Here is a 26,631-nt window from a genome sequence, read left to right on the forward strand (position 1 = left end):
CGATGGGCAAGCTGGGCCTGGATCCGGCGGTGGTGGCGCGGGCGCGGGCGCTCGCGGCGCGCGCCGGGCAGCCGGTGGTGGATCTGGCGCGGTCGCACACGACGGTGTCGGTGGAGCGGGCGGTGCTGCGGTTCGCCGGGGTGTCCGGCGCCGACCCGGACGGCATCCCGTGGGTGAACCGGCTGGTCGACGCGGTGGTCGCGGACGTGGGGCTGGGTCACGGGGTGGCGCTGCCGGTGTTCGACGCGCTGGCCCGGGAGGGGCTGGGCGACGTGACGGTGCTGGCGCAGAAGGCGGCGGCGGGCTCGGTGCGGTTCCGCGTACCCACCGGTCGTGACGCCACCGCGGCGCGGCGGGCGGCGTCCCGGGCGACCGGCGCGGGCCTGAAGGTGGTGGACCGGCGCCGGGCCGAGCGGGACCGGCTGATCCGCCGGTACGGCGACCCGAAGCAGCGGCCGTGGATCTACCTGATCGTGGCGACCGGCGACATCATGGAGGACATCCCGCAGGCGCAGGCGGCGGCGCGGGCCGGCGCGGACGTGATCGCGGTGATCCGGTCGACGGGGCAGTCGCTGCTGGACTACGTGCCGGAGGGCGCGACCCGGGAGGGCTTCGCCGGCACGTACGCCACGCAGGAGAACTTCCGGCTGATGCGCTCGGCGCTGGACGCCACGTCGCGGGAGCTGGGCCGCTACATCCGGCTGACGAACTACGCGTCGGGGCTGTGCATGCCGGAGATCGCCACCCTGGCCGGGCTGGAACGCCTCGACATGATGCTGAACGACTCGATGTACGGGATCCTGTTCCGCGACATCAACCCGATCCGCACGTTCGTCGACCAGCGGTTCTCCCGGCAGGTGCACGCCCGCGCCGGGATCATCATCAACACCGGTGAGGACAACTACCTGACGACGGCGGACGCGGTGGAGGCGGCGCACACGGTGACGGTGTCGCAGCTGCTGAACGAGTTCTTCGCCCACGAGGCGGGCCTGGCGGACTGGCAGCTGGGGCTGGGCCACGCGTTCGAGATCAACCCGGACCTGCCGGACTCGTTCCGGCTGGAGCTGGCGCACGCGCTGCTGGCCCGGGAGCTGTTCCCGGACGCGCCGCTGAAGTGGATGCCGCCGACGAAGCACATGACCGGCGACGTGTTCCGCGGCAACCTGCTCGACGGGTTCTTCAACCTGGCGGGGGCGCTGACCGGGCAGGGCATCCTGCTGGTCGGCATGATGACCGAGGCGGTGGTGACGCCGTGGCTGAGCGACCGCGACATCGCCCTGCAGAACGTGCGGTACGTGCTGGGCGGGGCGGGCCGGCTGCACGAGGACTTCGTGCCGGCGCCGGGCGGGTTCATCCAGAACCGGGCGCACCTGGTGCTCGGCGAGGCGGTCGAACTGCTGGAACGCATCGTCGGCGACACCCTGCTGGCGGCGATCGCCGACGGCACGTTCGGGATCATGAAGCGGCCGGCGGACCGGGGCAAGGGCCTGTCCGGGGTGGCGGCGCACGAGAGCGGCTACTTCAACCCGGTGACCGCGGCCCTGGAGGCGTCGTGATCGTCCGCCCGTACGGCGACACCACCGGCGACGGCATGGTGCAGCTGTCGTTCACCCTGCCGGTGCCGCACGACAAGCGCGCCGAGGGCGCCGCGCTGCAGCTGGCCGCGAAGATGGGCATGGACCCGGCGATGCTGGTGCACGCCAAGCCGATGGGCGGCGGGTTCACCTTCTTCGTCGTGTACGGCCGGGTCGGTCACCTGGTCGACACCGACACGGTGCAGGTGGTGGAGCGCGACTTCCCGCTGCTGAGCGCCAAGGAGGTCAACGCCGCCGTGAAGCGGGGGCTGCGGCGGCGGCTGAGTGTGGTGGGGGCGTGCATCGGCACCGACGCGCACACCGTCGGCATCGACGCCATCCTCAACGTCAAGGGCATCGCCGGGCAGAAGGGCCTGGAGTACTACCGGGAGCTGGCGGTGACGAACCTGGGCGCGCAGGTGTCGGTGCCGGACCTGGTGGAGGCGGCCCGGGCGGCGAAGGCCGACGCGGTGCTGGTGTCGCAGGTCGTCACCCAGCGCGACGCGCACCTGCACAACACCCGGGAGATGGCGGCGGCGTTCCGGGAGGCGCTGCCGCGCGGCAAGCGTCCGCTGCTGATCGTCGGCGGGCCCCGCTTCGACGAGACGATGGCGGCGGAGCTGGGCGTCGACCGGATCTTCGGCCGCGGCACCACCCCCGCCGAGGTCGCCTCGTACCTCGTCCACGCCCTGATCGGGAGACAGCCATGATCACGGTTACGCACCGCCGGTACGTGCCGTACGCGCACGCCCACTACGCCGGCAACCTGGTCGACGGCGCGTACGCCCTCGGCCTGTTCGGCGACGTCGCCACCGAGGTGTGCATCCGCCTCGACGGCGACGAGGGCCTGTTCGCGTCGTACTCCGACGTGCAGTTCCGCGCCCCGGTGCAGGCCGGCGACGTGCTGGAGGTGACGGCCACGGTGACCCGGATGGGCACCCGGTCGCGCACCGTCGACTTCACCGCCCAGGTGGTGTGCCGCGGCACCGGCGGGTCCGCCGCGCAGGTCCTCGACCCGCCGGTGGTGGCGGTCACCGCCACCGGCACCGTGGTCGTGCCCGCCCAGCCGTGACGTACGCGGTCTGCGCCGACGTCGGCTCCACCTACACCAAGGCGTGCCTGGTCGACCTGGACACCGCCACCCTGGTGGCCCGCGCCGAGCACCCCACCACGTCCGCCACCGACGTGCTGCACGGCCTGGACGCGGCGGTCGCGGCGTGCGCTGCGCCGCCGGGCAGTCCGTGGTACGTGTGCTCGTCGGCGGGCGGCGGGCTGCGCCTGGCGGTGGCCGGCTACGAGCAGCTCATCACCGCCGAGGCCGGCCACCGGGTCGGGTTGTCCGCGGGCGCCCGGGTGGTGCACGTCGCCGCCGGCCCACTGACCGGGGCGGGGGTGGCGGCGCTGCGCGCGGCCCGGCCCGACGTGGTGCTGCTGGTCGGCGGCACCGACGGCGGCGACGGTGAGGTGCTGCTGCACAACGCCCGCCGGCTGGCCGCGAACCGGCTGCGGGTGCCGGTGGTGGTGGCCGGCAACGCCGACGCCCGCCCGGACGCCGAAGCCGCCCTGACCGGCCGCGGGGTGCCGGTGACGGTGGCCGGCAACGTGCTGCCCCGCATCGGGGTGCTCGACCCCGGCCCGGCGCGGGCCGCCATCCGGGAGGTGTTCCTGCGCCACGTCATCGGCGGCAAACGGCTGTCGCGGGGGCGCCGGTTCGGCTCGCTGGTGCGCGCCGCCACCCCCGACGCCGTCCTGGCCGGCGTGGAGACCCTCGCCGACGCCACCGGCGCCGGGCTGCTCGTCGTCGACGTCGGCGGCGCCACCACCGACGTGTACTCGGCGCTGATCCCCGACCCGGAACGGGAGGCCGGGCCGCGGCGGGACGCCGCCGGCACCCTGTGGCGGTCCCGCACCGTCGAGGGCGACCTCGGCGTCGGCGTCGGCGCCCCCGGGGTGGTCGCGGCCGCCCACGCCGAACGCCTGCTGACCGACAATGCCGATGCCCTCACCGCCGCGGTGACCGCCGGGCCGCCCTTCGGACCGGACACCGACCGTCACCTCGCCGCCCTGGCCGCCACGATCGCGGTGCGCCGGCACGCCCGCGGCCACAGCCCCGGCGCCGGGCAGCCGCGCACGGGCGGGCGCGACCTGCGCGACGCCGCCCTGGTCGTCGGCTCCGGCGGGGTGCTGCGCCACGGCGGCGGCGACGCCGTGCTGGCCGCCGTGCTCGGCGACACCGGCGGCGGCTGGGCCCCGCCCACCGCGGCCACCACCGTCGTCGACGCCGCGTACGTGCTGGCCGCGGGCGGCCTGCTCGCCGCCGACCACCCGGCCGCCGCCGCCCGGCTCCTCACCACCCACCTCACCCCGGCGGGAAGCATCTCGCGGTGACCGGTGAACGACACGCCGGTGCCGCCCGGGCGGCTGTTGACACACGCCGGGGGGTGCGCCGTACGGTCGGAGGGTCCGACCACCGGAAGCGGCCGCACCACAACGTCCCTCCGCCCGCTGGCCGCGCGCCGGCCCCACCACGGGGGCGGCCGCCCACGGGCTCTCCTGCCGGGGAGCGCCCGTGTCGACCAGGTCCATCGGGTGGGGGTCGGCGGGGCGCTGCGGGACGACCGCGACGGTCCACGGCGAGAGGTTGACGGGGGCCAGTAGACAACGGCGAGGACGCGCGGCAGCCGGCCCGCGCCGCGCCGGTCCGAAGGTCACCGGGGGGATCGCCCGCCGCCCGGCCGGGAAGGACCTGGGAACACCGGGGTGCGGCCCGCAGCCGCACCCCGATCCCAGCCCAGGTACGGGTGCTCGCGCGCTGTTGCCGCGGCGTGACCGGCCCGGGGTAGCCTTCCGCGGGTGGTGACAGTGACCAGCGCCCCGGCCGGCCCCGACGCGCAGCCGGCCCCGGCCGCCGCGCCGCGCCCCCTGCGACTGCCCGTCGCGTTCGCCCTGGCCGTCGCCGCCGGGCTCGCCCAGCTGGTCGCGTTCCCCCCGTACGACCTGTGGTTCCTCGCGCCGGTGGCGGTGGCCGCGCTGGCCGCCGCCGTGCACCGGCGCCGGCTGCGGGCCGGGTTCGGCCTCGGGTTCGTCGCCGGGGCGGTGCTGTTTTTGCCGCTGCTGTCCTGGACGAACCTGCACACCGGCTGGCTGCCGTGGGTGCTGCTGTCGTTGGCTGAGGCCGCGATCGTCGGGCTGCTGGGCGCCGCGTCGGCGTGGGTGTCGCCCCTGGTAGACCGGTGGCGGCCGCTGTGGCCGGCGCTGACCGGGGTGCTGTGGGTGGCGCAGGAGGCGCTGCGCGACCGGGCTCCGTTCGGCGGGTTCCCGTGGGGGCGACTCGCGTTCGCCCAGGGCGACGCGCCCGCCCTGCGGCTGGCCTCGCTCGGCGGCGCCCCGCTGGTCACGTTCGCCGTCGCCGTCGCCGGCGGCGCCCTGGTCGCCCTGGCCTGGCGCCGGTTCACCCCGCGGGCGGCGCCGCGCCCGGGGCTGCGCCCGGCCGCGCTGTACGCCGCCGCCGCGGCCGCCGCGATCGCCGGGCCCGCCCTGATCCCCGCCCCGGACACCGCCGGCCGGCCCACCGCCACCGTCGCCATCGTGCAGGGCAACGTGCCCCGCCTCGGGCTGGAGTTCAACGACCAGCGCCGCCGGGTGCTGGACAACCACGCCACCGCCACCGAACGGCTCGCCGCCGACGTCGCCGCCGGCCGCGCCACCCAGCCCGACCTGGTGGTGTGGCCGGAGAACGCCTCCGACATCGACCCGCTGCGCAACGCCGACGCCGCCGCCCGCATCAGCCAGGCCACCGACGCCATCGGCGCGCCCGTGCTGCTCGGCGCCGTGCTGCGCGGCCCCGGCCCCGGCCAGGTCCGCAACGCCGGCCTGCTGTGGCTGCCCGGCACCGGCGCCGACCTCACCCAGACCTACATCAAACGCCACCCCGTCCCGTTCGCCGAGTACGTGCCGATGCGCCGCATCGCCCGCATGGTGTCCACCCAGGTCGACCGGGTCACCGCCGACTTCGTCGCCGGCGACGCCCCCGGCATCGTGCGCACCGGCGGGCCGGTCGTCGGCGACGTCATCTGCTTCGAGGTCGCCTACGACGAGGTGGTCCGCGACACCGTCACCGGCGGCGCCCAGCTGCTCGCCGTGCAGACCAACAACGCCACCTTCAACGACGCCGAGGCCCGCCAGCAGCTGGCCATGGTGCGGCTGCGCGCCGTCGAACACGGCCGGCAGGCGCTGATGGCGTCCACCGTCGGGGTGTCCGCGTTCGTCGATGCGAACGGCGCCGTCCACCAGGCCACCACGTTCAACACCGCGGCCGTGGAGCTGCGTGACATGACCCTCGGCGGACCGACTACGCTAGCCACGCGCGTCGGCCCGTGGCCGGAAGTCGTGCTCGCCGTCCTGGCGCTGGCCGCCCTGGCCTGGGCGGGTGCGCGCCGCCGCGCCGGCCGCCGCGCGGGCACGGCAGCCGCACCCCCCACATCGGAGCACCCGGAGGCACGGTGAACGACGTCAACCCGTCGGACGGCTACCCTGGCGTCGGCCGCGTCGTCGTCATCATCCCCACATACAACGAGGCGGACAACATCCGGCTCATCACCGGCCGGCTGCGCGCCGCCGTGCCCGCCGTGGACGTGCTGATCGCCGACGACAACTCCCCGGACGGCACCGGCGCCATCGCCGACGAGCTCGCCGCCGCCGACCCGCGGATCCACGTGCTGCACCGCCCCGGCAAGCAGGGCCTCGGCGCCGCCTACCTGCACGGGTTCCGGTGGGCCAAGGAGCACGACTACGACGCCGTGGTGGAGATGGACGCCGACGGCTCGCACGCCCCCGAGGAACTGCACCGGCTGCTCGACGCCGCCCGCGACGCCGACGTCGTCATCGGCTCACGCTGGGTGCCCGGCGGCAAGGTCGTCAACTGGCCGCTGCACCGCGAGATCCTGTCCAAGGGCGGGTCGCTGTACACCCGGCTGGCGCTCGGCGTGGACCTGCGCGACGCCACCGCCGGCTACCGCGTGTACCGGATGAACGTCCTCGACAAGATCGACGTGCAGTCCGTCGAGTCGCAGGGCTACTGCTTCCAGATCGACCTCGGGTGGCGGTCCATCAAGCACGGGTTCCGGGTCACCGAGGTGCCGGTGACGTTCGCCGAACGCGAGCACGGGGCCAGCAAGATGAGCTCGAACATCGTGCGGGAGGCGTTCCTGCGCGTCGGCGTGTGGGGCCTGCGGGCCCGCCGCGACGCGATCGCCGCGAAGCTGGGCCGCCGCCCCCAGCCCGGCCAGACCTGGCCCTGACCGGCCTTGCCCCGGTGGCGCGGCGAGAACCGCCGGCCGGTTCGGGGTTCGCCCCGATGGCGGCCCTGACACGGCGTGCCATCCTGGAGGTATGCGTTCCCGTCTCGCCTGGCTGCCGCCGGCCCTGCTGCTCACCGCCGTCGCCGAGGTCGCCGCGTTCATCGCCGTCGCGCAGGCCGTCGGGGCCGGCTGGGCGGTCCTGGCCGGCGCCGTGCTCAGCCTGCTCGGTGTGGTGCTGCTGCGCCGCGAGGGCATGCGCGCGTGGCGGCGGTTCCGGGCCGCCGCCGACAGTGGCCGCCCGCCCGGCGCGCAGGTGTCCGACGGGGTGATCGGCCTCGGCGGCGCCCTGCTGCTCGCGGTACCCGGGTTCGTCACCGCCCTGGCCGGGCTGCTGCTGCTCCTGCCGCCGCTGCGGGCCCTGGCCCGGCACCGGGTGCAGGCCCTCGCCGAGCGCCGCATGACCACCGTCGCCGCCGGCACCGTGTTCGGCCCGCGCAAGGTGCGGGTGCGCCGCGGCGACCCCGTCGACGACCCGGCCCCCACCCCGCCCCCGAGCGGGCCCCCGGCGGCGCCGGGAGCGGCCATCGAGGGCGAGATCGTCGACACCGGCCCGCGCCCCTGACCGGGCGGTGAACGCGGCGACGCCCCGGCCGCGGTGTGCGGGACGGGGCGCCGGTGACGGGCTTTCGGCAGGTCAGCGACCCCGGCGGGTGCGGACCTCCTGCAGGCGCTCGTTGAGGATGTCCTCCAGCTCCGAGATGGAGCGGCGCTCGAGCAGCATGTCCCAGTGGGTGCGCGGCGGCTTGGCCTTCTTCTGCTCCGGCTCGTTGCCGTCGACCAGCCGGGCGACGCTGCCGTCGAACTTGCACTCCCAGGTCATCGGGACCTCGGCGTCGACGGCGAACGGCACCTCGAACTGGTGGCCCTTCACGCACAGGTACTCGCGGGTCTGCCGGGGAGCCAGCTCGGTGTTGCGGTCGGACTCGTAGCTGACGGCGCCCAGTCGGCTGCCGCGCAGCATGCGCTCGCCCATGATCGGCTTTCCCCTCGGTCGTGGTGCAGTCTCAAAACGGTGTAACGACAGGGCCCGCCAGGTGATTCCCTGCCGTCGTCCGTGTGTCGGCGGTGTTAACCGTCTTCGAGCGTAGCTGGCCCGCGACGCAACCGGCCGGTCCCGGCGTCCCCGCAACGCCCGATGATCCTATTTGTGCGCGAATTTTCTCGCGGCCGTGGGTGCGAGATCGGTCACCCCGGGACCGATCGTGCGTTACGGGGCGGTGACGGCCTCACCGCGGGCGGCCGGCGCCGCCGGTGCCGCCGCCGGTGCTGGGGCCGGTGGGGCGAGCCTAGCCAGGGCGCCGGCCAGGTCACTCACCTGCGCCGACAGCTGCGCCACCCGGTCGGCGGCGTGGGCGGCGTCGGCGCGGGCGGCGTCCAGCCGGGCCTGCAGGTCGCCGGCGCGGGCGGCCGCGGCGTCGGCGTCGCGGCGGGCCCGGTCGGCGGCGGCCGCGTCCCGGCGGGCGTCCTGGGCGGCGGCGGCCGCGGCCGCCTCGGCGGCCTCCCGGGCGGTGTGCGCGGCGGCCAGCCGCTCGCGGGCGTCGGCGGTCTCGGCGGCGCGGGCGGCGGCCTGCTGCTCGGCGTGCTGCTGGGCGGCGCGGGCCTGGCCGGCCTCGCCGCGGAACCGGTCGGCCTGGGCGATGGCGTCGGCCGCGGACCGGGTGGCCCGTTCGGCGTCGGCGCGGGCGGCGGCCGCGGCGGCGGTGGCGTCGGCGAGCTGGCGCAGCGCGTCGTCGCGTTCCCGGCGCAGCCCGGCGGCGTCGCGGCGGGCGGCGTCGCGGTCGGCGTCGGCCTGCTCGCGCAGCGCCTGCGCGGCGGTGGCGGCCTGCTGGGCGGCGTCGCGTTCGGCGTCGGCGCGGGCCCGGGCGTCGGCGTCGCGGCGGGCGGCGGCCTGGGCGGCGTCGGCGCTCGCGCGGGCCTGCGCGGCCTGCGCGTCGGCCGCGGCGGCGGCCTCGCGGGCCTCGGCGGCGGCGAGGCGGGCGGTGTCGGCGTCGCGGCGGGCCTCGTCGCGTTCGGCGTGTGCGGCGGCGGCCTGCTGCGCGGCCTCGGCGCGGATCTCGGCGAGCTGGCGTTCCACCCCGGCCGGGGACAGCTCGTCGTGCAGCGACTCGGTCAGCGTCTGCACCAGCTGGTCGAGCCGGTCGACGACCTCCCAGGTGCGGGCCACCTGCCCGGCCAGGCCGGGGGCGGCGCGGTGGCGCATGCGGGTGTTGCGCGAGGCGCGCTGGCACTCGCCGTCGTTGTCGCGGCAGTACCGGAACGGCCGGCCCGCCGAGGCGCGCTGCGGCACCGGCCGGCCGCAGTGGGCGCAGGGCCGCGATTCCAGCGTCGGTTCGGTGATCGCCTCGGTCATCGTCGCGGATTGTAGGGGCGGCGAAACCGGTGGCCGGGCCGCCGCGCCGCGGGCAGGATGCCCGGCATGACCGTTCGCCTGGGCCACATCACGATCAACGCGCGGGACCCGTACCGGCTGGCGCAGTTCTGGCAGCAGATGACCGGGTACGGCCCGCACCCGGACGGGCCCAACGAGCCCGGCGAGGACGAGGCGTACCTGGCGGGGCCGCCCGGCGCGCCGGCGCTGCTGTTCGTGCGGGTGCCGGACGCCAAGACCGCCCGCAACCGGGTGCACCTGGACGTGGTGCCGACCGGGCGCACCCGCGACGAGGAGGTCGCCTGGCTGCTCGGTCTGGGCGCCACCGAGGTCGACGACCGGCGCCGCGGCGACGGCACCGGCTGGGTGGTGCTGGCCGACCCGGAGGGCAACGAGTTCTGCGTGGAACGCTCCGACGCCGAACGCGGCCGCTGACCTCCTCCGCTGTCTCAGCCGCCGAGGTGCGCCACCAGGGCCCGCACCACCCCGGCGGTGTCGGCGGTGCCGCCCAGGTCGCGGGTGCGGGTGCCCGGGTCGGCCAGGCACGCCTCGATGGCCGCCTGCACGTCGGCGGCCGCCGCCGGGTGGCCCAGGTGGTCGAGCATCATTGCCGCCGACCACACCGCGCCGACCGGGTTGGCGACGCCCTGGCCGGCGATGTCCGGGGCGGAGCCGTGCACCGGTTCGAACATCGACGGGTGGGTGCGGGTCGGGTCCAGGTTGGCCGACGGGGCGATGCCGATGCTGCCGGCGACCGCGGCGGCCAGGTCGCTGAGGATGTCGCCGAACAGGTTCGACGCGACTATGACGTCGAAGCGCTGCGGCTGCAGCACCAGCTTGGCGGCCAGCGCGTCGATGTGCTCGGCGTCCCAGCGCACGTCCGGGGTCTGGGCGGCGCGCTCGGCCACCACCTCGTCCCAGAACACCAGCGTGTGCACGATGCCGTTGGACTTGGTCGCCGAGGTCAGGTAGCCGCGGCGGGCGCGGGCCAGCTCCAGCGCGTAGTCCACGATCCGGGTCACGCCGGTGCGGGTGAACACCGACTCCTGCACGGCGAACTCGTCCGGGAAGCCGCGGTTGAGCCGCCCGCCGATCTCGCTGTACTCGCCCTCCACGTTCTCCCGCACCACCACGAAGTCGACGGACGCGGCGTCGCGCAGCGGGCTGGCGACGCCGGCGAAGGTGCGGATCGGCCGCAGGTTGACGTACTGGCGGAACGCCCGCCGGATCGGGATCAGCAGCCCCCACAGCGACACGTGGTCGGGCACGCCGGGCCAGCCGACGGCGCCGAGCAGGATCGCGTCGTACGGGCGCAGCCGGTCGACGCCGTCCGGCGGCATCATCGCCCCCTCGGTGGTGTACCGCTCGCACGACCAGTCGAACTCGTCGTAGGCCAGGTCGAGGCGGTGCCGGGCGGCGACGGCGTCGAGCACGGTGTGCGCCGCGGCGGTGACCTCCCGGCCGATGCCGTCGCCCGGGATGACCGCGATGCGCTGCACGGCGCTCACCCCCCGATCCCGACGAGGGCGATCATCAGCGGCAGCAGCAGCAGGATCAGGATGGCGCCGAGCACGTCGAACGACACCCCGGACCGGATCATGGTGGTGATCGGCACGACGCCGGAGCCGTACACGACGGCGTTCTGCGGGGTGGACACCGGCAGCATGAACCCGAACGACGCGGCGAACGTGGCCGCCAGGGCCGGCACCAGCGGGTCGATGCCGGCCGCCACCGCGATCGGGATGATGATCGGCACCACCACGGCGGCGGAGGCGGTGTTGCTGGTGGTCTCCGAGATGACGATGGCCAGCACCACCGCGAACGCGGTGATGGCGAACGTGCCGGCCAGGCCCAGCGCGCCGGCGCTGGAGGTGCCGATCGTCTCGGCCAGCCCGGTGTCGTCGAGCAGGGAGCCGAAGATGATGCCGGTGCCGAACAGCACGATGGTGCCCCAGTCGATGCGGGCGGCGTCGCTCCAGTTCAGGGTGAACTCGCGCCGCCCCCAGTCGGTGGGCAGCAGGAACAGCAGCGACGCGCCGAACACCGCGACCACGCCCTCGTTGAGCCGGCCGCTGACCGTCTCGTAGACGGCGGAGTCGTTGCCGGCGACCAGCGCCACGATGCCCGGCACGATCCACAGGGTGACGGTGACGGCGAACGCCACCAGGGTGTTGCGCTCAGCCCGCGACAGCTTGCCCAGCCGGGCCCGTTCCGCCGCCACGTACTCCTCGACGCCCTCGATGCGCCGGATCTCCGGCTTGTTGAGCAGCAGCAGCACCAGCGCCAGGATGACGAACATGCCGAGGCAGATGGGCGCGGCCACGGCCATCCACTGGGCGAACGAGATGCGGGTGCCGGTGGCCTCCTCGATCAGGCCGCGGCCGATCAGGTTGGGCGGGCTGCCCACCGGGGTGAGCAGGCCGCCGACGCTGGCGCCGTAGGCGAGCATCAGCATCAGCGCGGCGCCCACCCGCAGCCGGGTCGGGTCGAAGCCCTCGCCGGCCAGGCCGCGGTCCTGCATGAGCTTGGCGATGACGGCGAGGATGCCGAGCGCGGTGGGCAGCAGCATCGCGACGGTGGCGGTGTTCGACACGAACGCCGACAGCAGGCAGGTGATGACGCCGAACGCGACGATGACCCGGGCGGTGGTGCGGCCCACCCCGGGCAGCGACAGCACCCGGAACGCGAACCGGCGGGCCAGCCCGTGCCGCAGCATGGCCTGGGCCAGGATGAACGCCCCGATGAAGGTGAACACCGTCGAGGAGCCGAACGGGGCGAGCACGTCGGCGGCGGGCGCCACGCCCATGATGACGATGAGGCTGACCCCGATCAGCCCGCCGATGGGGATGGGCACCGGCTCGGTCACCCACAGGACGATGACGCCGAGCAGCAGCCCGCCGAGGGTCTGCTGGCTGGGCGGCAGGTCCAGCGGCAGGGCCAGGAAGATCAGCGTGACGATCGGGGCGAGGAACAGGCCGGTGGTGCGCCGGCCGCGTTCGAAGCGTTCCTCGGTGTCGGACAGCCGTTGCTCGCCGAGGCTGCGGTAGGTGCCGCCGCCGAGCAGTGCCTGGTCGACGTCCACCCGGCTCGAAGGTGCTTCTGTCACGGCCCACCATCCCTCATCGAGTGACGTGCGTCACTTGATGATAGGGCCGATCGGGCGCCGGCGGCCTACCCGGAACCACCGGTCTCCACGCGGTCGTTCCGCGCTCGGCAATTACTGGATTGCCATTAACGGTAATCCGATAAAGGGCTCGGAGGTGTCCGGGACGAGGCGCGAAAACGGCACACCATAATGACAGTTATGTGGTGACAACACACAACTAGTATGGTGCAACCATGCCGGAAGAGCTGGTGCACTGCCACCGATGCGACGAGACGAAACCGCGCAGCGCGTTCTACGACCTGCGCCACACCACGGCGCCGCGGCGGCCGTGCAAGGCGTGCATCCTGGCGGACAAGCGCACCCGCTACGCCACCGCCGACGGCGACCGCGTCTCCCACGCCCAGGTGCTGCGCGAGAAGTACCGGCTGACCACCGCCGAGTACGACGCGATGCTCGTCTCCCAGGACGGCCGCTGCGCGATCTGCGGCGAGCCGGAGACCGCCCGGGGCCGCGGCGGCCGGCCGCGCCGCCTGGCGGTCGACCACGACCGCCGGACCGGCGCGGTCCGGCAGTTGCTGTGCCACCGCTGCAACCTGATCACCGGGGCCGTCGCGGAACACCCGGCGCTGCTCGACCGGGTGCGCGACTACCTGCGCGGGCACGGGCTGCGCTGACCGGACCCCGGCCGCTCGTATAGTTGTTATCGCAACCACACTCCCTGAGGTGACCGCCGCGGCGGCCGACAGGACCATCCGTGCGTACGTGTGTTCGGCCGCCTCGGCGCGGAGGCCGCCCCTGCCGGGCGTTCCTGTGCCTGCTGGCGTGCCTGCTGGCGTGCCTCGTGGCGGTGCTGCCGACCGGCGTCGCCGACCGGGCCGCCGCCGCCGTGGCCGTGCCGGCGGTCACCGGGGTGGCCGCGCTGTCGCAGTCGCAGGGCCTGGCGGTCACGCTGACCTGGCACCCGGTCGCGGGGGCGGCGGGCTACCGGGTGTACCGCGCGGCGAGCCCGGCGATGCGCGCCGACGCGGCGACCTACCTGGCGTCGGCGCCGGCTGCCACGCTCGTCGACGACTGGCAGACCCCGGGCCGGACGCTGTACTACCGGGTCCGGGCCGTGGGTGCCGACGGCGGCGTCGGCGCCGCGTCGCCGGCCGTCGGGGTCACGACCACCGATGACGCCGCCGCCAGCCGGGCCGACGCGCTGGCCTGGCTGGTCCGCCAGCAGGAGGCCGCGCAGGGCTTCCGCACCACGTTCGACCAGCAGTACCCGACGCCGTTCTCGGGGCGGGTGCAGGGCCGCGTCGCGGACGTGGACGAGCTGCCCGCCGCGGTCGGCGTCCCCGTCGTGGCGTTCGGCCAGGCGTACCCGGCCGGCCACACCGGCCCGGTCGACGGCACCTGGGCGGGCGTGGCGCCGGCGGGGGACTACCGGGTCGACGTCTACGCCCGGACCGACACCGACTACCTGCAGGGCTCCTACCCGCTGCGCCCCGACGGCACCTGGACCAGCGGGCCGGACAGCGTCAGCGCCGGCGTCAAGTCGGCGTACCTCGTGCGGGTCTCCGACGGCGAACGGGTCGCGCGCTCGGGCGGGCCGGCCGACGTCGTCGCCGGCGTCAGCGTCGAGATCTACACCCGGGCCGACGTGGACTACCTGCTGGCGACGGCGCCGCTCGCCGCGGACGGCACGTTCGCCGTGGACGGCGTCAGCGCCGCCACCGGCACCCTGATCGCCCGCCTGGTGAACACCGCCACGGACCGGGTGCTGAACTCGACGGAGTGGGCGGACGTGCCGAGCTTCCACGGGCTCGTCCGGTCCTTCGGCATCCCGTTCGACGACCCGGCGTACGGCTACGAGGGCGGCGCCGAACGCCGCACCGGGTACCGCCTGGAGCAGCGGTCCTGGATCTACGACGACGCCCTGGCGGTGCTCGCCTTCACCGCCGCCGGGCAGACCGACCGGGCCCGGCAGATCCTGGCGCAGCTCGCCGCGCTGCAGGAGCCGGACGGCACCCTCGCCTTCTCCTACGACGTCTACCGGGGGCAGCTGTTCGACCGCTACGTCCGGTCCGGGGCGCTCGCCTGGGTGGGCACGGCCGCCCTGGCGTACGAGGAGGTGACCGGCGACGCCCGGTTCCGGGCGTTCGCCGCCGGGCTCGGCGACTTCCTGCTCACCCAGCAGGTGAGCACCGCCAACGGTCACACCCCCGGGGACCGCCGGTACGGCAGCGTGCTCGGCGGCATCGGCAGCTACGACGGCAACTACGACTTCGTGCCCGGGCAGATGCGGTGGGCCAGCACGGAGCACAACGTCGACGCGTACTTCTTCCTGCGCGACCTGGGGCACTTCACCGGCGACGACCGGTACACCGCGGCGTCGTCGCTGATCAAGCAGAGCCTGCTGACGAACCACTGGAACAGCGCCGAGGGCCGGTTCGGCCAGGGCGTCGCCGAGTCGGGGCCGGACGACTCGGACGCCCTGGACGTCGGATCCTGGGGCGGGCTGTTCCTGCTGGCGATCGGGGAACGCGCCAAGGCGCAACAGTCGGCGCAGTACGTCGAGCGGTTCCGGGTCGACGCGACCACGGTGGCGGGCCCGGCCGATGCCGGCGGGTCCACCCGCGCCTACGCCCACCCGGGCCCGATCGACGGCTACAAGCCCTACGACCGGGGCTACCCCAACCCGCCGGACCTGGTGTGGGCGGAGGGCACCCTCGGCGTCATCCTGCTCAAGATACGGCTGGGTCAGGACGTCACCGCCGACCTGCAGAGCATGCAGCGGCTGCAGGACGCCGACCCGCAGGGCGGGTTCGTCCAGGTGACCACGCCGACCCCGGCGCTGCCGTACGAGTTCAACGTCTGGCCGGCGGTCGGTGGCACCGCCTGGGCCGCCCTGCTGACCCAGAACGCCGGCCTGCTGTGGCACCGCGACGGCTGGTTCGACGACCACGACCGCCCCACCGGTGGCGGCCCTGCGCCGGCCCCCGCGGTGCCGCCGGTGGCGCCGCCGGTTGCGCCGCCGGTCGCGCCGAGCACGGCGCCGAGCACGGTGCCGCGCTCCGTGCCGCGCTCCGTGCCGTCCTCCGTGCCGTCCGCGTCGGCTACCGGGCCCGCGTCGTCTCCGGCCCGTGCCGGCGCCGCCGCACCGGCGGTCGAGTCCGCGACGGCCGCCGCCTCCGTACCGGGACGGTCACCGTCGTCGTCGTCGCCGTCCCCGCCGGCGCGTGCGGCGGCCGGCCCGCCGGGCGGGACCGGGCGGCACGCGGCCTGGCTCCTCGGTGCGGGCCTGCTCGTCGCCGCGGCCGCAGCGGCCCTGCTGGTCGTGCGCCGCCGCCGGGCGTCCGGGGGAGCGGCACACCGACGAACTTTCTTGTCTTGACGAATTGTCTTGTCGGTGAGACGCTGCCGGTATGCAGGACGTCGCCGTGATCGAGGACCCGGCCGCCGCCGAGGTGTCCCTGGACCCCGTCCGGGCCCGGCTGCTCGCCGAGCTGGCCGAACCGGGCTCCGCCACCATGCTGGCCGCCCGCGTCGGCCTGGCCCGCCAGAAGGTCAACTACCACCTGAAGACGCTCGAGCAGCACGGCCTCGTCGAGCTGGTCGAGGAGCGCCGCAAGGGCAACATGACCGAGCGGCTGCTGCGCGCCACCGCCGCCTCGTACGTGATCTCCCCGGCCGCCCTGGCCGCGGTCGCCCCCGACCCGGCGCGCGCCCCGGACCGGCTGTCGGCGCGCTGGCTGCTCGCCGTCGCCGCCCGGCTGGTCCGCGACGTCGGCGCCCTGCTCACCGGCGCCACCCAGGCCGGCAAGCGGGTCGCCACCTTCGCCGCCGACGCCGAGGTGCGGTTCGCCACCGCCGCCGACCGGGCCGCGTTCGCCGAGGAACTCGCCACCGCGGTCGCGACGCTGGTCGGCAAGTACCACGACGACACCGCCGAGGGCGGCCGCGCCCACCGGGTCGTCGTCGCGGTCCACCCCGCCGTGCCCGCCCCCACGCGGGAGGGCTGAGCCGTGGGCAAGGACTTCCAGGTCGCCCGCGAGGCCGCCGTCGACGCCACCCCCGAGCAGGTGTGGGACGCCATCGCCACCGGCGCCGGCATCGACAGCTGGTTCATGGGCAACACCCGCGTCGACGCCGAACGCACGATCACCACCGCGTTCGGCGGCTACCGCGCCGCCCACCCCGTGCTGGCGTGGGAGCCGGGGGAGCGGCTCGCCTACGAGGACCGCGACCCGGCGTCCGGGCGGTTCGTGGCGTACGAGTTCCTCATCGCCGGGCGCTCCGGCGGCGGCGCCGTGCTGCGCACCGTCACCTCCGGGTTCCTGCCCGGCGACGACTGGGCCGACGAGTACGAGGCCATGGGGTACGGCCTGGCGCTGTTCTTCGACACCCTGGTGGCGTACCTGACCCACTTCACCGGCCGCGCCGCCCGCCCCGTCACCGCGTTCGGGCCCGCCGTCACCGACTGGCCCGCCACCTGGGCCGCCCTGCACGACCGGCTCGGCCTGACCGCCCCCGTCGCCGCCGGCGACCGCGCCCACCTCACCGGCCCCGGCGGCGCGAGCACCGACGCGGTCGTCTACCACGCCGACCCGCACACCCTCGGCCTGCGCACCGCCGGCGCCCTGCTGCGGTTCCTGCGCGGCGCCGACGGCCGGCTCGTCGCCGCCCACCACCTCTTCGACCCCACCGACCACGCCGACACCACCGCCGACGCCGCCGCCTGGCAGGCGTGGCTCACCGCGACCAGGAGCTGACAATGCCCACCGTCACCAGCAAGGACGGCACCACCATCGGCTACTCCGCCACCGGCACCGGGCCCGCCCTCGTGCTCGTCGACGGCGCCCTGTGCAGCCGCGCCATGGGACCCGCCGCCGACTTCACCGCCCAGCTCGCCGACACGTTCACCGTGCACAGCTACGACCGGCGCGGCCGCGGGGAATCCGGCGACACCGCCCCCTACGCCGTCGACCGCGAGATCGACGACCTGCGCGCCGTCATCGAGGCCGCCGGCGGCTCCGCGTACGTGTTCGCCCAGTCGTCCGGCGCCGCCCTCGCCCTGGCCGCCGCCCACGCCGGGGTGCCGATGCGCCGGCTGGTCACCTTCGAGGCCCCGTTCGTCGTCGACGACAGCCGCGACCCGTACCCCGCCGACATCGCCGCCCGGCTGCGCGCCGCCGTCGACGCCGGCCGCCCGGGCGACGCCGTCGCCACGTTCATGCGCCTCGTCGGCGTGCCCCGCGTCGCCCTCGCCCTGATGCGGCTGACGCCGGTGTGGCGCAAACTCACCGCCGCCGCACCCACCCTGCCGTACGACTTCACCGTGCTCGGCGACGCCGGCTCCGGCCGCCCCCTGCCGCTCGACGCGTACGCCGCCGTCACCGTCCCCACCCTGGTGCTGGCCGGCGCCAAGAGCCCCGTCACCATGCGCACCGCCAACCGGCAGATCGCCGACCGGGTCCCCGGCGCCCGGTACGCCGAGGTGCCCGGCGCCACCCACATGCTCAAGGCCCGCCAGGTCAAGGCCCAGCTCACCGAGTTCCTCGCCGAGCGATGAGCGGACCGGTGAGCGGGGCTCCCGCCCCCACTTGAGGCTTTTTCGCAGTGCAACCGGTCGGCAACCGAGCGTGACCCCTTCCTGCACCCGCCGGTGACAAAAGTTCCCCCAGTCAGCAGGACGACAGGGGGGAACCGAAATGACCATCACCGCCACCGCACCGGCCACCACCACCGCGACCACCACCGCGATCTCGGCCCGCGAGCAGGAGGACATGATCCGGGCGCACATGCCGCTCGTCGGTCACATCGTGCGCGACATGCTGTCCCGGGTGCCCGGCCACGTGCACCGCGACGACCTCACCTCCGCCGGCCTGGCCGCCCTGGTCACCGCCGCCCGCGCCTTCGACCCCGAGCGCGGCATCCCGTTCGGCCGGTTCGCCGCCGTCCGCGTCCGCGGCGCCCTCCTCGACGAGCTGCGCCAGCTCGACTGGGCGTCGCGCACCGTCCGGTCCCGCGCCCGCAAGGCCGACGCCGCCCGCGAGGAACTCACCCGCACCCTCGGCCGCACCCCCACCCAGGAGGAGCTGGCCGCCCTGCTCGGCGTCGGCGTCGCCGACCTCAACACCGTCGACGACGACGTGCAGCGCGCCGCCGTGCTGTCCCTGCAGGGCTTCGCCGCCGCCGACGACATGGTCACCGAGACCTCCGCCGGCCCCGAGGAGATGCTGCTGTTCCGCGAGCGCATCGGCTACCTGCACGACGCCATCCAGGCCCTGCCGGAGCGCCTCAACCGGGTCGTCACCGCCACCTTCCTGGAGGAGCGGCCCCTGTCCGAGGTCGCCGACGAGCTCGGCGTCAGCGAGTCCCGCGTCTCCCAGCTGCGCACCGAGGCCCTCGGCCTGCTCCGCGAGGGCATGAACACCCACCTCAACCCGGAGCTCGTCGCCGACCGCACCGACGGCTGCGTCGCCCGCCGCCGCGCCGCCTACGCCGCCCAGGTCGCCGCCCGCGGCTCCCTGCACACCCGGCTCGCCGTCACCAACATCCACGGCGTCAAGGTGGCCGCCGCCGCCTGACCCACCCCGCACTGCTGACACGGGCCCGGCCGCACCCCTGCGGCCGGGCCCTTCAGCTGTCCTCCGCCAGGTGCGCCTCGATCGCCTCCACCACCAGGGCATGGTCCTCGGCCTGCGGCAACCCCGACACCGTCACCGCCCCCACCACACCCACGTCGCGCACCCGCACCGGGAACGCCCCGCCGTGCGCCGCGAACAACGCCGGATCCACCCCCATGCCGGCGTCCAGCGCCTGCCCCTTCGCCGCCAGCCGCCGCCCCACCAGGTACGACGACGCCCCGAACCGCTCCACCACCCGCACCTTCCGGGCGATCCACGCGTCGTTGTCCGCCGACGAGCCCGGCAGCGCCGCATGGAACAACTGCTGCGCCCCGCGCCGGATGTCCACCGCGATCGGCAGGTCCCGCTGCGTCGCCAGCTCCACCAGCAGGCACCCCAGCCGCCACGCGTCCGCGTTGTCGAACCGGGCGAACACCAGCCGCCGCTCCTGCTGCTCCACCCGGCCGATCAGATCGTTCAGCTCGCTGTCCGTCATCGCACCATCCTCGCAAGCCTCACCCGGCCCACTGGTCGTAACCCAGCTTCCCGATCAACGCCAGCACCACCACCAGCAACACCACCCGCACGAAACCCGACCCCCGCCGCAACGCCGTGCGCGCCCCCAGCACCGCACCCGCCACGTTGCACACCGCGCACAGCCCGCCCAGCCACCACAGCACATGCCCACCGGACGCGAACACCGCCAGCGCACCCAGGTTCGTGCCCGCGTTCACCAGCTTCGCCATCGCCGAACCGTGCACGAAGTCCGCGCCCACCAGCGTCGTGAACGTCAGCACCAAAAACGTGCCCGTGCCCGGCCCCACCAGGCCGTCGTAACAGGCGATCACCCCGCCCGCCACCGCCACCGCCGCCACGACCCGCGCCCGGGTCCGCCGCCGCGGATCCGGCGCCGCTCCCAGCGCCGGGCGCAACGTCACGAACACCGCCACCGCCACCAGCACACCCAGCACCACCGGCCGGTACGCGTCCTGCGGCACCGCACCCGCCCACGCCGCACCCACCCCCGACGCCAGCACCGCGCACCCCGCCGCCGGACCCGCCACCCGCCAGTCCACCGACGTGCGCCGCGCATACGTCAGCGCCGCCGTCGACGTCCCCGCGATCGCCGCCGCCTTGTTCGTGCCCAGCATCGTCGCCACCGGCACCCCCAGCGACGGCGCCGCGATCAGCAACGCCGGCAACAACAACAGCCCGCCGCCGCCCACCACCGCGTCCACCCAGCCCGCCGCGGCCGCCGCCACCAGCAAACCCGCCAGCACCGCCGGATCGACGTCGCCGATCACAAGCCGCGGCCCCGGCGCACCCACACCCCGGCCAGACCGGCCACCGCCAGCACCACCATCACGCACACCAGCGCCTTCAGCATGACCCGCACCCTATGCCGCTAGGGTCGGACAGGTGCGCCTGGCCACGTTCAACCTGCTCCACGGACGATCCCTCACCGACGGCCGCGTCGACGCCGACCGCGTCTCCGCCGCCGTCGCCGCCCTCGACGCCGACATCCTCGGCCTGCAGGAGGTCGACCACGGCCAACCCCGCTCCGGCCACCTCGACCTCACCGCCCTGGCCGCCGACGCCCTCGGCGCCCACAGCCACCGCTTCGCCCCCGCCGTCCTCGGCACCCCCGGCGAGACCTGGCGGCCCTGGACCGCCGCCGACGAAGCCCGCGCCGACCCCACCTACGGCATCGCCCTCGTCAGCCGCTGGCCCGTCCTGCGCTGGCAGGCCACCCCACTGCCCGCCGCACCCGTCCGCTCACCCATCTGGGCACCCGGCCCCGGCGGCGGCCTCATCCTGCTGCGCGACGAACCCCGCGTCCTGCTCGCCGCCGTCATCGACGCCCCCACCGGGCCCCTGACCGTCGCCTGCACCCACCTGTCGTTCGTCCCCGGCTGGAACGTGCGCCAGCTGCGCACCGCCGTGCGCGCCCTCGCCCAGCTGCCCGCCCCGCGCATCCTGCTCGGCGACCTCAACCTGCCCGCCGCCCTCGCCCGCGCCGTGTCCCGCTGGCGCATCCTCGCCCGCCGCCCCACCTACCCGGCCGTGCAGCCCCGCACCCAGCTCGACCACATCCTCGCCGACCCCCGCGGCGCCCACCGGCTCGGCCACGTCACCGCCGTCGACACCCCCGCCAGCACCATCAGCGACCACCGGCCCCTGCTCGTCCAGCTCGAACCCCGGCCGCAATAGCGCTCACCCCTGATGGAGGTCCCGCAACGCGCGGTTCGTCCGCAACGAGCGCACCGCCGCCCGCTGCTGCGCCCCCGTCACCTCGATGTAACCCTGCGACGTCGTCAAACTCGCATGCCCCAGCAGGCGCATGATCTCCGACGCGTTCGCCCCGTCCTCCGCCAACCGCGTCGCGAACGTGTGCCGCAACGCATGCAGCTGCGCCCCCCGCGGCACCCGATCCGTCACCCCCGCCCGCCGGAAACACGACTCCACCAGGTACTGCAACCCGCCTCGCCGCAACGGCGACCCCTGCCGGTCCACGAAGAACACCCCGCCCGGCGCCACCGACCGCGCCCCGAACCGCCGCCGCCGGCTCTCCAGGAACCCCTCCAGCACCGCGTCCAGCTCGTCCTCCACCGGCACCGACCGCGGCCGCCCACCCTTGCCGCCCACCTCCACCCGCCGCTCACCCGGGCGCCCCGCCACGTCACCCACCCGCAACCCCAGCAGCTCCGACAGCCGCAACCCCGCACACAACGCCAACGCCAGCACCGCCACGTCCCGCTCCGGCCACGGATCCCGCTGCCGCATCTCCTCACCGCGCGCCACCGCCGCCAGCAACCGCTCCGGGGTGTCCTCACCCCGCAACGGCTTCGGCGCCGGCGGCGCCAGCCGCGGCCGGTCCACCGCCGGCATCGGGTTGCCGTCCGTGCGCCCGTCGGCCACCAGGAACGTGAAGAACCCGTTCCACGTCGACCAGGCCCGCTGCACCGACGCAGGGGAGCGGTCCGCGGCGAACCGGGCGAAAGCCGCCCGCAGGACCCGCGGTGTCAGGGCGCGCAGGGGAGTGGGGGCGTCATCGCCGCCGGCGACCAGGGCCAGCACGGCGTCCAGGTCGCGCCGGTACGCCGCCAGGGTGTGCGGGGACGGTTTGCGGGTGGCGCGGGCGGCGAGGAACTCCGCAAACAGCTGCTGTACCGGAACGTCCCGTTCGTCCTGCATAAGGAACATTATGCAGGTTTCCCGGAAGTGGGGCCAGGGGCGACCGACTGGCGTGACGGCTGGTCGCCGCGGTCATGCGCACGGGTACGTGCGCGCGCCGAGCTGCCACCCGCGTCGGGCTTCCACATGCGTCGACTCACGCCGGCGCCGCGGGCTCGATGGGCGTCCGGGCCGAGGGGGCTCGGCATCGGAGCCTGCCTGTGCCACGGGCGACCACCTGATGGATGTGGCCCCGAGCCCCTTCCCGCGACCCGCCCTGACCCGGGTCGGTTGACATAATGTCAATTATCGACCCGCCAAGACGGTCGATGTGGTGCCCGACGGATCGGCTCCGCCGGGCACCGCATCGCCGTGTTGTCTAGGCCTTCGCGCAGGTTCCCGGGGCCACCCAGTCGCCGGTGCTCTTCCAGCTCTGCGTGGGCCACTGGGCGTACCAGACGGCGATGAACTCCAGGTGCGCGCCCGCGCTCGTCCCGTCGACGCTCTGCGTGACCTCCACCGCGCCGGCGGCCGGCAGCGACGGCAGCGTGCCGAGGCCCTCGGGTGTGGAGGCGAGCAGGATGGTCAGCGCCGGGCCGCCGAGGTTGTTGCGGATCGTCCAGGTGACGTCCCAGGTGCCCGCCTCGGTGTTGCAGGTGGCGGTGGCGCCGGTCTGGACGGGCGCCGGGGGTGCGGCGGCCTGGGCGGGCGCCGCCGGGACGGCGGCGACGGCTGCGGCGGCGGCGAGCGCGGCCGCGGCGATGATGCGGATTCTCATGGTGTCCCTTCGGAGGGGAATGGACGTACGCCGCAATGTGAGCGGCGCTCGCAATTTAGACCATTCGGCCGGACGGGACGACGGGAGGGTGATCCCGGCACCGTCCGTTCGGCCCATCTCCTCGGGGCGACGACAGTGCGGCACCGGCGGGTGGCCGGTGCCGCACTGTGGGTGATCGTTGTGGGTCAGTTGACGGTGGCGCAAATGGCGTACGCGGTCACGGTGTTGGAGTTCGTGCCGCCGGCCTTGGTCGCGGTCCACGCGGTGGACGAGGACGGGTAGCTGGCGCTGACGGTCGCGGTGCCGGTGGCGTCGCCGCCGCCGCCGATGACCTTCTTGCCGCTGGGGCAGGTCGCGACGGCCGTGTTGGTGCCGGAGGCGGTGACGATGACGTGGCCGCTGACCCCGTTGGCGCCGGCCGCGCCGGTGTCGCCCTTCGGGCCGGTGTCACCCTTGGCGCCGGTCTCGCCCTTGGCGCCCGTGTCGCCCTTCTCGCCGGTGTCGCCCTTGGCCCCGGTGTCGCCCTTCTCGCCCTGCTCCCCCTGCGGACCAGCCGGGCCCGCCGGGCCGGCCGGACCAACCGGACCCTCGGGGCCGGCCGCGCCGGTCTCACCCTTCTCGCCGGCCGGGCCCGCCGGGCCCATGGCGCCGGTCTCGCCGGTGTCACCCTTGGCGCCGTCGGCGCCGGCCTGACCGGACTGGCCGGCGTCGCCCTTCTCGCCCTTGTCGCCGGGCAGACCCTGCTGACCCTGCGGCCCGACCGGACCCTGCGGGCCGACGGCGCCCTGCGCGCCGACCAGGCTGGCGAGGAACTCGGTCACGGTGCCGCTGGCGTTGCCGTCCAGCGACCGCCACACCTCGAACGCCGACGCGCCGGCCGCACCCGTCTCCCCCGTGTCGCCCTTGGCGCCGTCCTTGCCGTCGAGGCCGTTCAGGCCGTCCTTGCCGGCCGCGCCGGTCTCGCCCTGGGCGCCCTGGGCGCCCTGGGCGCCCTGGGCGCCGACCAGCGACAGCAGGAAGTCGTCGACGGTGCCGGTGTGGGTCTGCGCCCACAGCTCGTAGGCGCTCTTGCCGTCGAAGCCGGCCGCACCCGTCGCCCCGGTCTCGCCGGTGGCGCCCGTGGCACCGGTGGCGCCGGTCTCGCCCTGGGGGCCGACCAGCGAGTTGAGGAAGTCCTCGACCGAGCCGGTGTGGCCGTTGGCGAGCCACAGCTGGTAGGCGGAGAGGCCGTCGGCGCCGCGCTCGCCGATCAGGGAGGTGAGGAACTCGCCGACGGTGCCCTCGTTGCCCTCCTGCAGCCAGAGCGCGAAGGCGGAGAGCCCGTCGACGCCGGCGACCCCCTGCGGCCCGGTGGCGCCCGTCGCCCCGGTGGCCCCGGTGGCGCCGGTCCCGCCGGCGATGCCCTGCGGACCGGCAAGACCCTGGGGGCCGGCGATGCCCTGCAGGCCCTGGGTGCCGGGGACGCCCTGGAGTCCCTGCAGGCCTTGGAGGCCGCGCGGGCCGGTGGCGCCCTGCGGGCCGACGCGGTTCCAGGAGAAGAGGTTCTCCTTGGAGGTGCAGCGCTTGCCGCCGGCGTAGTCGATGACGCGGACCTCGCCGGTCTTGTAGGCGGCGCAGGCGTAGATGATGCCCGAGGTGGTGCCCGCGGTGCGGGTGACGGCGGCGACGGCGGTGCCGCCGCCGAGCAGGACCAGGGACGCCGAGGCGGCGGCGAGGACGGTGCGCTTCTTGGGACGGTTCATCAGCCAGGCCTTCCGGTGGGAGGGAGCGGCTACGGGCGGCGGGGGTGACGCCCGTAGCGGAGGGGGCTCAGCGGCTGCTCGGAGGTTCTCAGCCGACGACTCGTTCCGACAGGAAGTAACGCTACGTAATGATTGGCCCGGATTGGAAGCCATAAGTCCCGGTTCCGGCCGGCCGGTTCGCGGCATTCAGCCGTTTTATTCGGGCGTTTGGGCGGCAACGTCGCAGCTGACCACCGCTCGTCACGCCGACGAGTCGCGACCGTCACGGTGGGTAGTAATGGCGTCAATTCGCAGCGTCACCGTCATGGCGGCGGGGCCGTGTCGGTGGGGTCTGGTAGAACGCTTGGCACAGACGTTCGAAGGTGGGTGGGGCTGGCATGTTGTCGGCGGGTGAGCTGGACGGTTTCCGGGGTGCGCTGGCGCAGGGCCGCAAGCCCAAGGTGGTGTTCACGGACGCGGCGGGCCAGGTGGCGGGCCAGGTCGGCCAGGTGGTCGGGCTGACGGATCCGGCGGAGTCGGACGACTTCGTGGTGGTGCGCTTCGGGCGCGACGAGCTGCCCTTCTCCCCCGGTGAGCTGGCGGTGGCGCCGAAGGGCGCGCCGCCGCGCAAGGCCGCCGAGCCGCCGCCGGAGCCGCCGCGGCCCGAGCCGGAGTTCGTGATCGACAAGCCGGTGCCGGCGCCGCGTCCCGCTCCCCCGCCGGCCACGCCGGCTCCCGCGCCGGCGGCGCGGGCGAAGAAGGCCGCGCCGAAGCCGAAGGGCCCGTCGGGGCTCACGGTCACTTTGGCGTACGCCGAGGGCGAGTGGACGGTGGCCGCGCAGCAGGGCGCGAAGGTGCTGGCGAAGCCGTACGTGGTGCGTCCGGCGGAGGCGTTGCGGATGGTGGGCCTGGTGGACGTGCCGGGTGTGCAGGAGGCGGTGGAGGCGATCCTGGCGGCGGAGCGGGCGGAGGCGGAGGAGCAGGCGCGCCGCCTGCGGGCGGAGCTGGCGGAGATCGAGGCCCGGCTGGCGGAGCTGCGGGAGGCCGGCTGACGGCGGTTCGTGCCCGCGGGGCGGGCCCGTGCGGGTGCGGCGGCGTGCCATCATCGACGGCCTGATGAGGACGACTTCTGTGCGGATGCGGGTGCGGGTGCGGGGGCGCGCCGGGCGGTCCGGGTGGCCGGCGCCGTGGCTGTGGCGGTTCCTGTTGTGGCTGGCGCGGCCGGTGGCCGGGGTGGTGGCGCGGCTGCGCGTGGTGGGTGACGTGCCGGAGCAGTTGCGGGGCGGGCCGCTGATCCTGGCGGCAAACCACGTCAGCCCCGTCGACCCGGTGATCATGACGGCGGTGTGCGGGCGGCGGCGGGTGCCGGCCCGGTTCATGGCGACGGGCGGGTTGTTCCGGGCGCCGGTGGTGGGCTGGGTGATGCGCACGGCCGGGCACATCCGGGTGGACCGGCGGTCGGCGGAGGTGGCGAACGCGCTGCCGGCGGCGGCGCAGGCGCTGCGGGAGTCGTCGGTGGTGCTGGTGTACCCGGAGGGCCGCATCGGCCTGGACCCGTGGATGTGGCCGGAGCGCGGCAAGACGGGCACGGCGCGGCTGGCGTTGACCACGGGTGCCCCGGTGGTGCCGGTGGCGCAGTGGGGCGCGCACGAGGTGCTGCCGTACACGGCGCCGCGCGGGCTGGCGAGTGCGCTGGCACGGGCGGTGTGGCGCCGTCCCGTGGTGCGGGTGCGGTTCGGTGCGCCGGTGGACCTGTCCGGTCTGGACCCGGCGGTGCCGGGTGACGCGGTGCGGGCGACGGAGCGGATCATGGCGGCGATCGCGGAGACGCTGGCGCCGTTGCGCCCGGACGAGCCGGAGCTGCCCCGGTACGTGGACGTGACGCGCCCGCCGGACGAGTCGCGGGTCCGGCGCCCGGCTCCCCCGGTCGCCTGAC

26 protein-coding genes are annotated in these 26,631 nt (G+C 75.3%); 17 read left to right on the forward strand and 9 right to left on the reverse strand.

The window, feature by feature from the left end; genetic code table 11:
- Nucleotides 1-2 precede the first annotated feature (2 nt).
- From kamD to Sya03_RS20310, 7 genes are all read left to right on the forward strand, one after another.
- Nucleotides 3-1,556 carry a lysine 5,6-aminomutase subunit alpha gene (gene kamD / locus Sya03_RS20280; RefSeq protein WP_203939920.1) on the forward strand — a complete coding sequence of 518 codons (1,554 nt, stop codon included), beginning with the start codon at nt 3-5 and terminating at the stop codon, nt 1,554-1,556.
- Nucleotides 1,553-2,284, forward strand: a complete 732-nt coding sequence (gene kamE / locus Sya03_RS20285; RefSeq protein ID WP_203939921.1) for a lysine 5,6-aminomutase subunit beta — start codon at nt 1,553-1,555, stop codon at nt 2,282-2,284. Before kamD ends, kamE begins: the two co-directional genes overlap by 4 nt.
- On the forward strand, nt 2,281-2,646 hold the full coding sequence (gene kal, locus Sya03_RS20290) for a 3-aminobutyryl-CoA ammonia lyase (protein ID WP_203939922.1): 366 nt from the start codon (nt 2,281-2,283) through the stop codon (nt 2,644-2,646). Before kamE ends, kal begins: the two co-directional genes overlap by 4 nt.
- Nucleotides 2,643-3,962, forward strand: coding sequence for a glutamate mutase L (locus Sya03_RS20295; protein WP_203939923.1), 1,320 nt, complete (start codon nt 2,643-2,645; stop codon nt 3,960-3,962). Before kal ends, Sya03_RS20295 begins: the two co-directional genes overlap by 4 nt.
- A gap of 474 nt (nt 3,963-4,436) precedes the next feature.
- Nucleotides 4,437-6,080 carry an apolipoprotein N-acyltransferase gene (gene lnt, locus Sya03_RS20300; RefSeq protein WP_239107722.1) on the forward strand — a complete coding sequence of 548 codons (1,644 nt, stop codon included), beginning with the start codon at nt 4,437-4,439 and terminating at the stop codon, nt 6,078-6,080.
- Entirely contained in the window at nt 6,077-6,874 is a 798-nt protein-coding gene (locus Sya03_RS20305; RefSeq protein ID WP_203939925.1) for a polyprenol monophosphomannose synthase, read from the forward strand. Before lnt ends, Sya03_RS20305 begins: the two co-directional genes overlap by 4 nt.
- Nucleotides 6,875-6,965: 91 nt before the next feature.
- Nucleotides 6,966-7,496: an FxsA family protein gene (locus Sya03_RS20310; protein ID WP_203939926.1), complete on the forward strand. Its 531-nt coding sequence runs from the start codon at nt 6,966-6,968 to the stop codon at nt 7,494-7,496.
- A gap of 72 nt (nt 7,497-7,568) precedes the next feature.
- Here the strand turns inward: Sya03_RS20310 and Sya03_RS20315 are convergent, their stop codons facing one another.
- Together Sya03_RS20315 and Sya03_RS20320 are read right to left on the reverse strand one after the other, a co-directional pair.
- Entirely contained in the window at nt 7,569-7,907 is a 339-nt protein-coding gene (locus Sya03_RS20315) for an RNA polymerase-binding protein RbpA (protein ID WP_203939927.1), read from the reverse strand.
- Between the two features lie 234 nt (nt 7,908-8,141).
- Nucleotides 8,142-9,284 (reverse strand): hypothetical protein, encoded by a 1,143-nt coding sequence (locus Sya03_RS20320; RefSeq protein ID WP_203939928.1) that lies wholly within the window; start codon nt 9,282-9,284, stop codon nt 8,142-8,144.
- Between the two features lie 66 nt (nt 9,285-9,350).
- On the opposite strand from Sya03_RS20320, the gene Sya03_RS20325 reads away from it, so the two are divergent.
- Entirely contained in the window at nt 9,351-9,737 is a 387-nt protein-coding gene (locus Sya03_RS20325) for a VOC family protein (RefSeq protein WP_203939929.1), read from the forward strand.
- A gap of 14 nt (nt 9,738-9,751) precedes the next feature.
- On the opposite strand, the gene Sya03_RS20330 is transcribed toward Sya03_RS20325, so the two are convergent.
- Both Sya03_RS20330 and Sya03_RS20335 read right to left on the reverse strand, forming a co-directional pair.
- Nucleotides 9,752-10,801 (reverse strand): tartrate dehydrogenase, encoded by a 1,050-nt coding sequence (locus Sya03_RS20330; RefSeq protein ID WP_203940044.1) that lies wholly within the window; start codon nt 10,799-10,801, stop codon nt 9,752-9,754.
- Between the two features lie 5 nt (nt 10,802-10,806).
- The gene (locus tag Sya03_RS20335) at nt 10,807-12,408 is read right to left on the reverse strand and encodes an SLC13 family permease (RefSeq protein WP_203939930.1); all 1,602 of its coding nucleotides are present in this window, start codon (nt 12,406-12,408) and stop codon (nt 10,807-10,809) included.
- A 233-nt stretch (nt 12,409-12,641) separates the two neighbouring features.
- On the opposite strand from Sya03_RS20335, the gene Sya03_RS20340 reads away from it, so the two are divergent.
- The 6 genes from Sya03_RS20340 to Sya03_RS20365 all read left to right on the forward strand — a co-directional run bounded on the left by Sya03_RS20340 (nt 12,642) and on the right by Sya03_RS20365 (nt 18,983).
- Nucleotides 12,642-13,082 (forward strand): endonuclease domain-containing protein, encoded by a 441-nt coding sequence (locus Sya03_RS20340; RefSeq protein WP_203939931.1) that lies wholly within the window; start codon nt 12,642-12,644, stop codon nt 13,080-13,082.
- A gap of 80 nt (nt 13,083-13,162) precedes the next feature.
- Nucleotides 13,163-15,787: a phage tail protein gene (locus Sya03_RS20345; protein WP_203939932.1), complete on the forward strand. Its 2,625-nt coding sequence runs from the start codon at nt 13,163-13,165 to the stop codon at nt 15,785-15,787.
- Between the two features lie 31 nt (nt 15,788-15,818).
- A complete protein-coding gene (locus Sya03_RS31600; protein WP_203939933.1) occupies nt 15,819-16,415 on the forward strand; it encodes an ArsR/SmtB family transcription factor in 597 nt (198 codons plus the stop codon).
- Between the two features lie 3 nt (nt 16,416-16,418).
- On the forward strand, nt 16,419-17,165 hold the full coding sequence (locus tag Sya03_RS20355) for an SRPBCC family protein (RefSeq protein WP_203939934.1): 747 nt from the start codon (nt 16,419-16,421) through the stop codon (nt 17,163-17,165).
- Between the two features lie 2 nt (nt 17,166-17,167).
- Entirely contained in the window at nt 17,168-17,965 is a 798-nt protein-coding gene (locus tag Sya03_RS20360; protein WP_203939935.1) for an alpha/beta fold hydrolase, read from the forward strand.
- A 139-nt stretch (nt 17,966-18,104) separates the two neighbouring features.
- Nucleotides 18,105-18,983 (forward strand): sigma-70 family RNA polymerase sigma factor, encoded by an 879-nt coding sequence (locus Sya03_RS20365; protein ID WP_203939936.1) that lies wholly within the window; start codon nt 18,105-18,107, stop codon nt 18,981-18,983.
- Nucleotides 18,984-19,035: 52 nt separating this feature from the next.
- On the opposite strand, the gene Sya03_RS20370 is transcribed toward Sya03_RS20365, so the two are convergent.
- Both Sya03_RS20370 and Sya03_RS20375 read right to left on the reverse strand, forming a co-directional pair.
- Nucleotides 19,036-19,518, reverse strand: coding sequence for a heme-degrading domain-containing protein (locus Sya03_RS20370; RefSeq protein ID WP_203939937.1), 483 nt, complete (start codon nt 19,516-19,518; stop codon nt 19,036-19,038).
- Between the two features lie 19 nt (nt 19,519-19,537).
- Nucleotides 19,538-20,302: a sulfite exporter TauE/SafE family protein gene (locus Sya03_RS20375; RefSeq protein WP_203939938.1), complete on the reverse strand. Its 765-nt coding sequence runs from the start codon at nt 20,300-20,302 to the stop codon at nt 19,538-19,540.
- A 139-nt stretch (nt 20,303-20,441) separates the two neighbouring features.
- Here Sya03_RS20375 and Sya03_RS20380 point away from each other — a divergent pair, with 139 nt between their 5' ends.
- Nucleotides 20,442-21,233, forward strand: coding sequence for an endonuclease/exonuclease/phosphatase family protein (locus Sya03_RS20380; protein WP_203939939.1), 792 nt, complete (start codon nt 20,442-20,444; stop codon nt 21,231-21,233).
- A 3-nt stretch (nt 21,234-21,236) separates the two neighbouring features.
- Here Sya03_RS20380 and Sya03_RS20385 read toward each other — a convergent pair whose 3' ends face one another.
- From Sya03_RS20385 to Sya03_RS20395, 3 genes are all read right to left on the reverse strand, one after another.
- Nucleotides 21,237-22,217 (reverse strand): tyrosine-type recombinase/integrase, encoded by a 981-nt coding sequence (locus Sya03_RS20385; RefSeq protein WP_203939940.1) that lies wholly within the window; start codon nt 22,215-22,217, stop codon nt 21,237-21,239.
- A gap of 358 nt (nt 22,218-22,575) precedes the next feature.
- Nucleotides 22,576-22,974, reverse strand: coding sequence for a hypothetical protein (locus tag Sya03_RS20390; protein ID WP_203939941.1), 399 nt, complete (start codon nt 22,972-22,974; stop codon nt 22,576-22,578).
- Between the two features lie 185 nt (nt 22,975-23,159).
- Entirely contained in the window at nt 23,160-24,716 is a 1,557-nt protein-coding gene (locus tag Sya03_RS20395; RefSeq protein WP_203939942.1) for a collagen-like domain-containing protein, read from the reverse strand.
- A 377-nt stretch (nt 24,717-25,093) separates the two neighbouring features.
- On the opposite strand from Sya03_RS20395, the gene Sya03_RS20400 reads away from it, so the two are divergent.
- Nucleotides 25,094-25,747, forward strand: a complete 654-nt coding sequence (locus Sya03_RS20400) for a hypothetical protein (RefSeq protein ID WP_370872039.1) — start codon at nt 25,094-25,096, stop codon at nt 25,745-25,747.
- 64 nt (nt 25,748-25,811) lie between these two features.
- Nucleotides 25,812-26,630: a lysophospholipid acyltransferase family protein gene (locus Sya03_RS20405; RefSeq protein ID WP_239107711.1), complete on the forward strand. Its 819-nt coding sequence runs from the start codon at nt 25,812-25,814 to the stop codon at nt 26,628-26,630.
- Nucleotide 26,631 lies beyond the last annotated feature (1 nt).

The sequence above is a fragment of the Spirilliplanes yamanashiensis genome (assembly GCF_016863475.1).
Lineage (GTDB): Bacteria > Actinomycetota > Actinomycetes > Mycobacteriales > Micromonosporaceae > Spirilliplanes > Spirilliplanes yamanashiensis.

Excerpts from the sequence above, each read along its gene's own strand:
- Sya03_RS20390 (WP_203939941.1), bottom strand. The coding sequence starts at position 22,974 with ATGAGAATCCGCATCATCGCCGCGGCCGCGCTCGCCGCCGCCGCAGCC.
- Sya03_RS20395 (WP_203939942.1), bottom strand. The coding sequence starts at position 24,716 with ATGAACCGTCCCAAGAAGCGCACCGTCCTCGCCGCCGCCTCGGCGTCC.
- Sya03_RS20385 (WP_203939940.1), bottom strand. The coding sequence starts at position 22,217 with ATGCAGGACGAACGGGACGTTCCGGTACAGCAGCTGTTTGCGGAGTTC.
- Sya03_RS20340 (WP_203939931.1), top strand. The coding sequence starts at position 12,642 with ATGCCGGAAGAGCTGGTGCACTGCCACCGATGCGACGAGACGAAACCG.
- kamD (WP_203939920.1), top strand. The coding sequence starts at position 3 with ATGGGCAAGCTGGGCCTGGATCCGGCGGTGGTGGCGCGGGCGCGGGCG.
- Sya03_RS31600 (WP_203939933.1), top strand. The coding sequence starts at position 15,819 with ATGCAGGACGTCGCCGTGATCGAGGACCCGGCCGCCGCCGAGGTGTCC.
- Sya03_RS20320 (WP_203939928.1), bottom strand. The coding sequence starts at position 9,284 with ATGACCGAGGCGATCACCGAACCGACGCTGGAATCGCGGCCCTGCGCC.
- Sya03_RS20405 (WP_239107711.1), top strand. The coding sequence starts at position 25,812 with ATGAGGACGACTTCTGTGCGGATGCGGGTGCGGGTGCGGGGGCGCGCC.
- Sya03_RS20365 (WP_203939936.1), top strand. The coding sequence starts at position 18,105 with ATGACCATCACCGCCACCGCACCGGCCACCACCACCGCGACCACCACC.
- kal (WP_203939922.1), top strand. The coding sequence starts at position 2,281 with ATGATCACGGTTACGCACCGCCGGTACGTGCCGTACGCGCACGCCCAC.
- Sya03_RS20360 (WP_203939935.1), top strand. The coding sequence starts at position 17,168 with ATGCCCACCGTCACCAGCAAGGACGGCACCACCATCGGCTACTCCGCC.
- Sya03_RS20325 (WP_203939929.1), top strand. The coding sequence starts at position 9,351 with ATGACCGTTCGCCTGGGCCACATCACGATCAACGCGCGGGACCCGTAC.
- Sya03_RS20315 (WP_203939927.1), bottom strand. The coding sequence starts at position 7,907 with ATGGGCGAGCGCATGCTGCGCGGCAGCCGACTGGGCGCCGTCAGCTAC.
- Sya03_RS20310 (WP_203939926.1), top strand. The coding sequence starts at position 6,966 with ATGCGTTCCCGTCTCGCCTGGCTGCCGCCGGCCCTGCTGCTCACCGCC.
- Sya03_RS20400 (WP_370872039.1), top strand. The coding sequence starts at position 25,094 with ATGTTGTCGGCGGGTGAGCTGGACGGTTTCCGGGGTGCGCTGGCGCAG.
- Sya03_RS20370 (WP_203939937.1), bottom strand. The coding sequence starts at position 19,518 with ATGACGGACAGCGAGCTGAACGATCTGATCGGCCGGGTGGAGCAGCAG.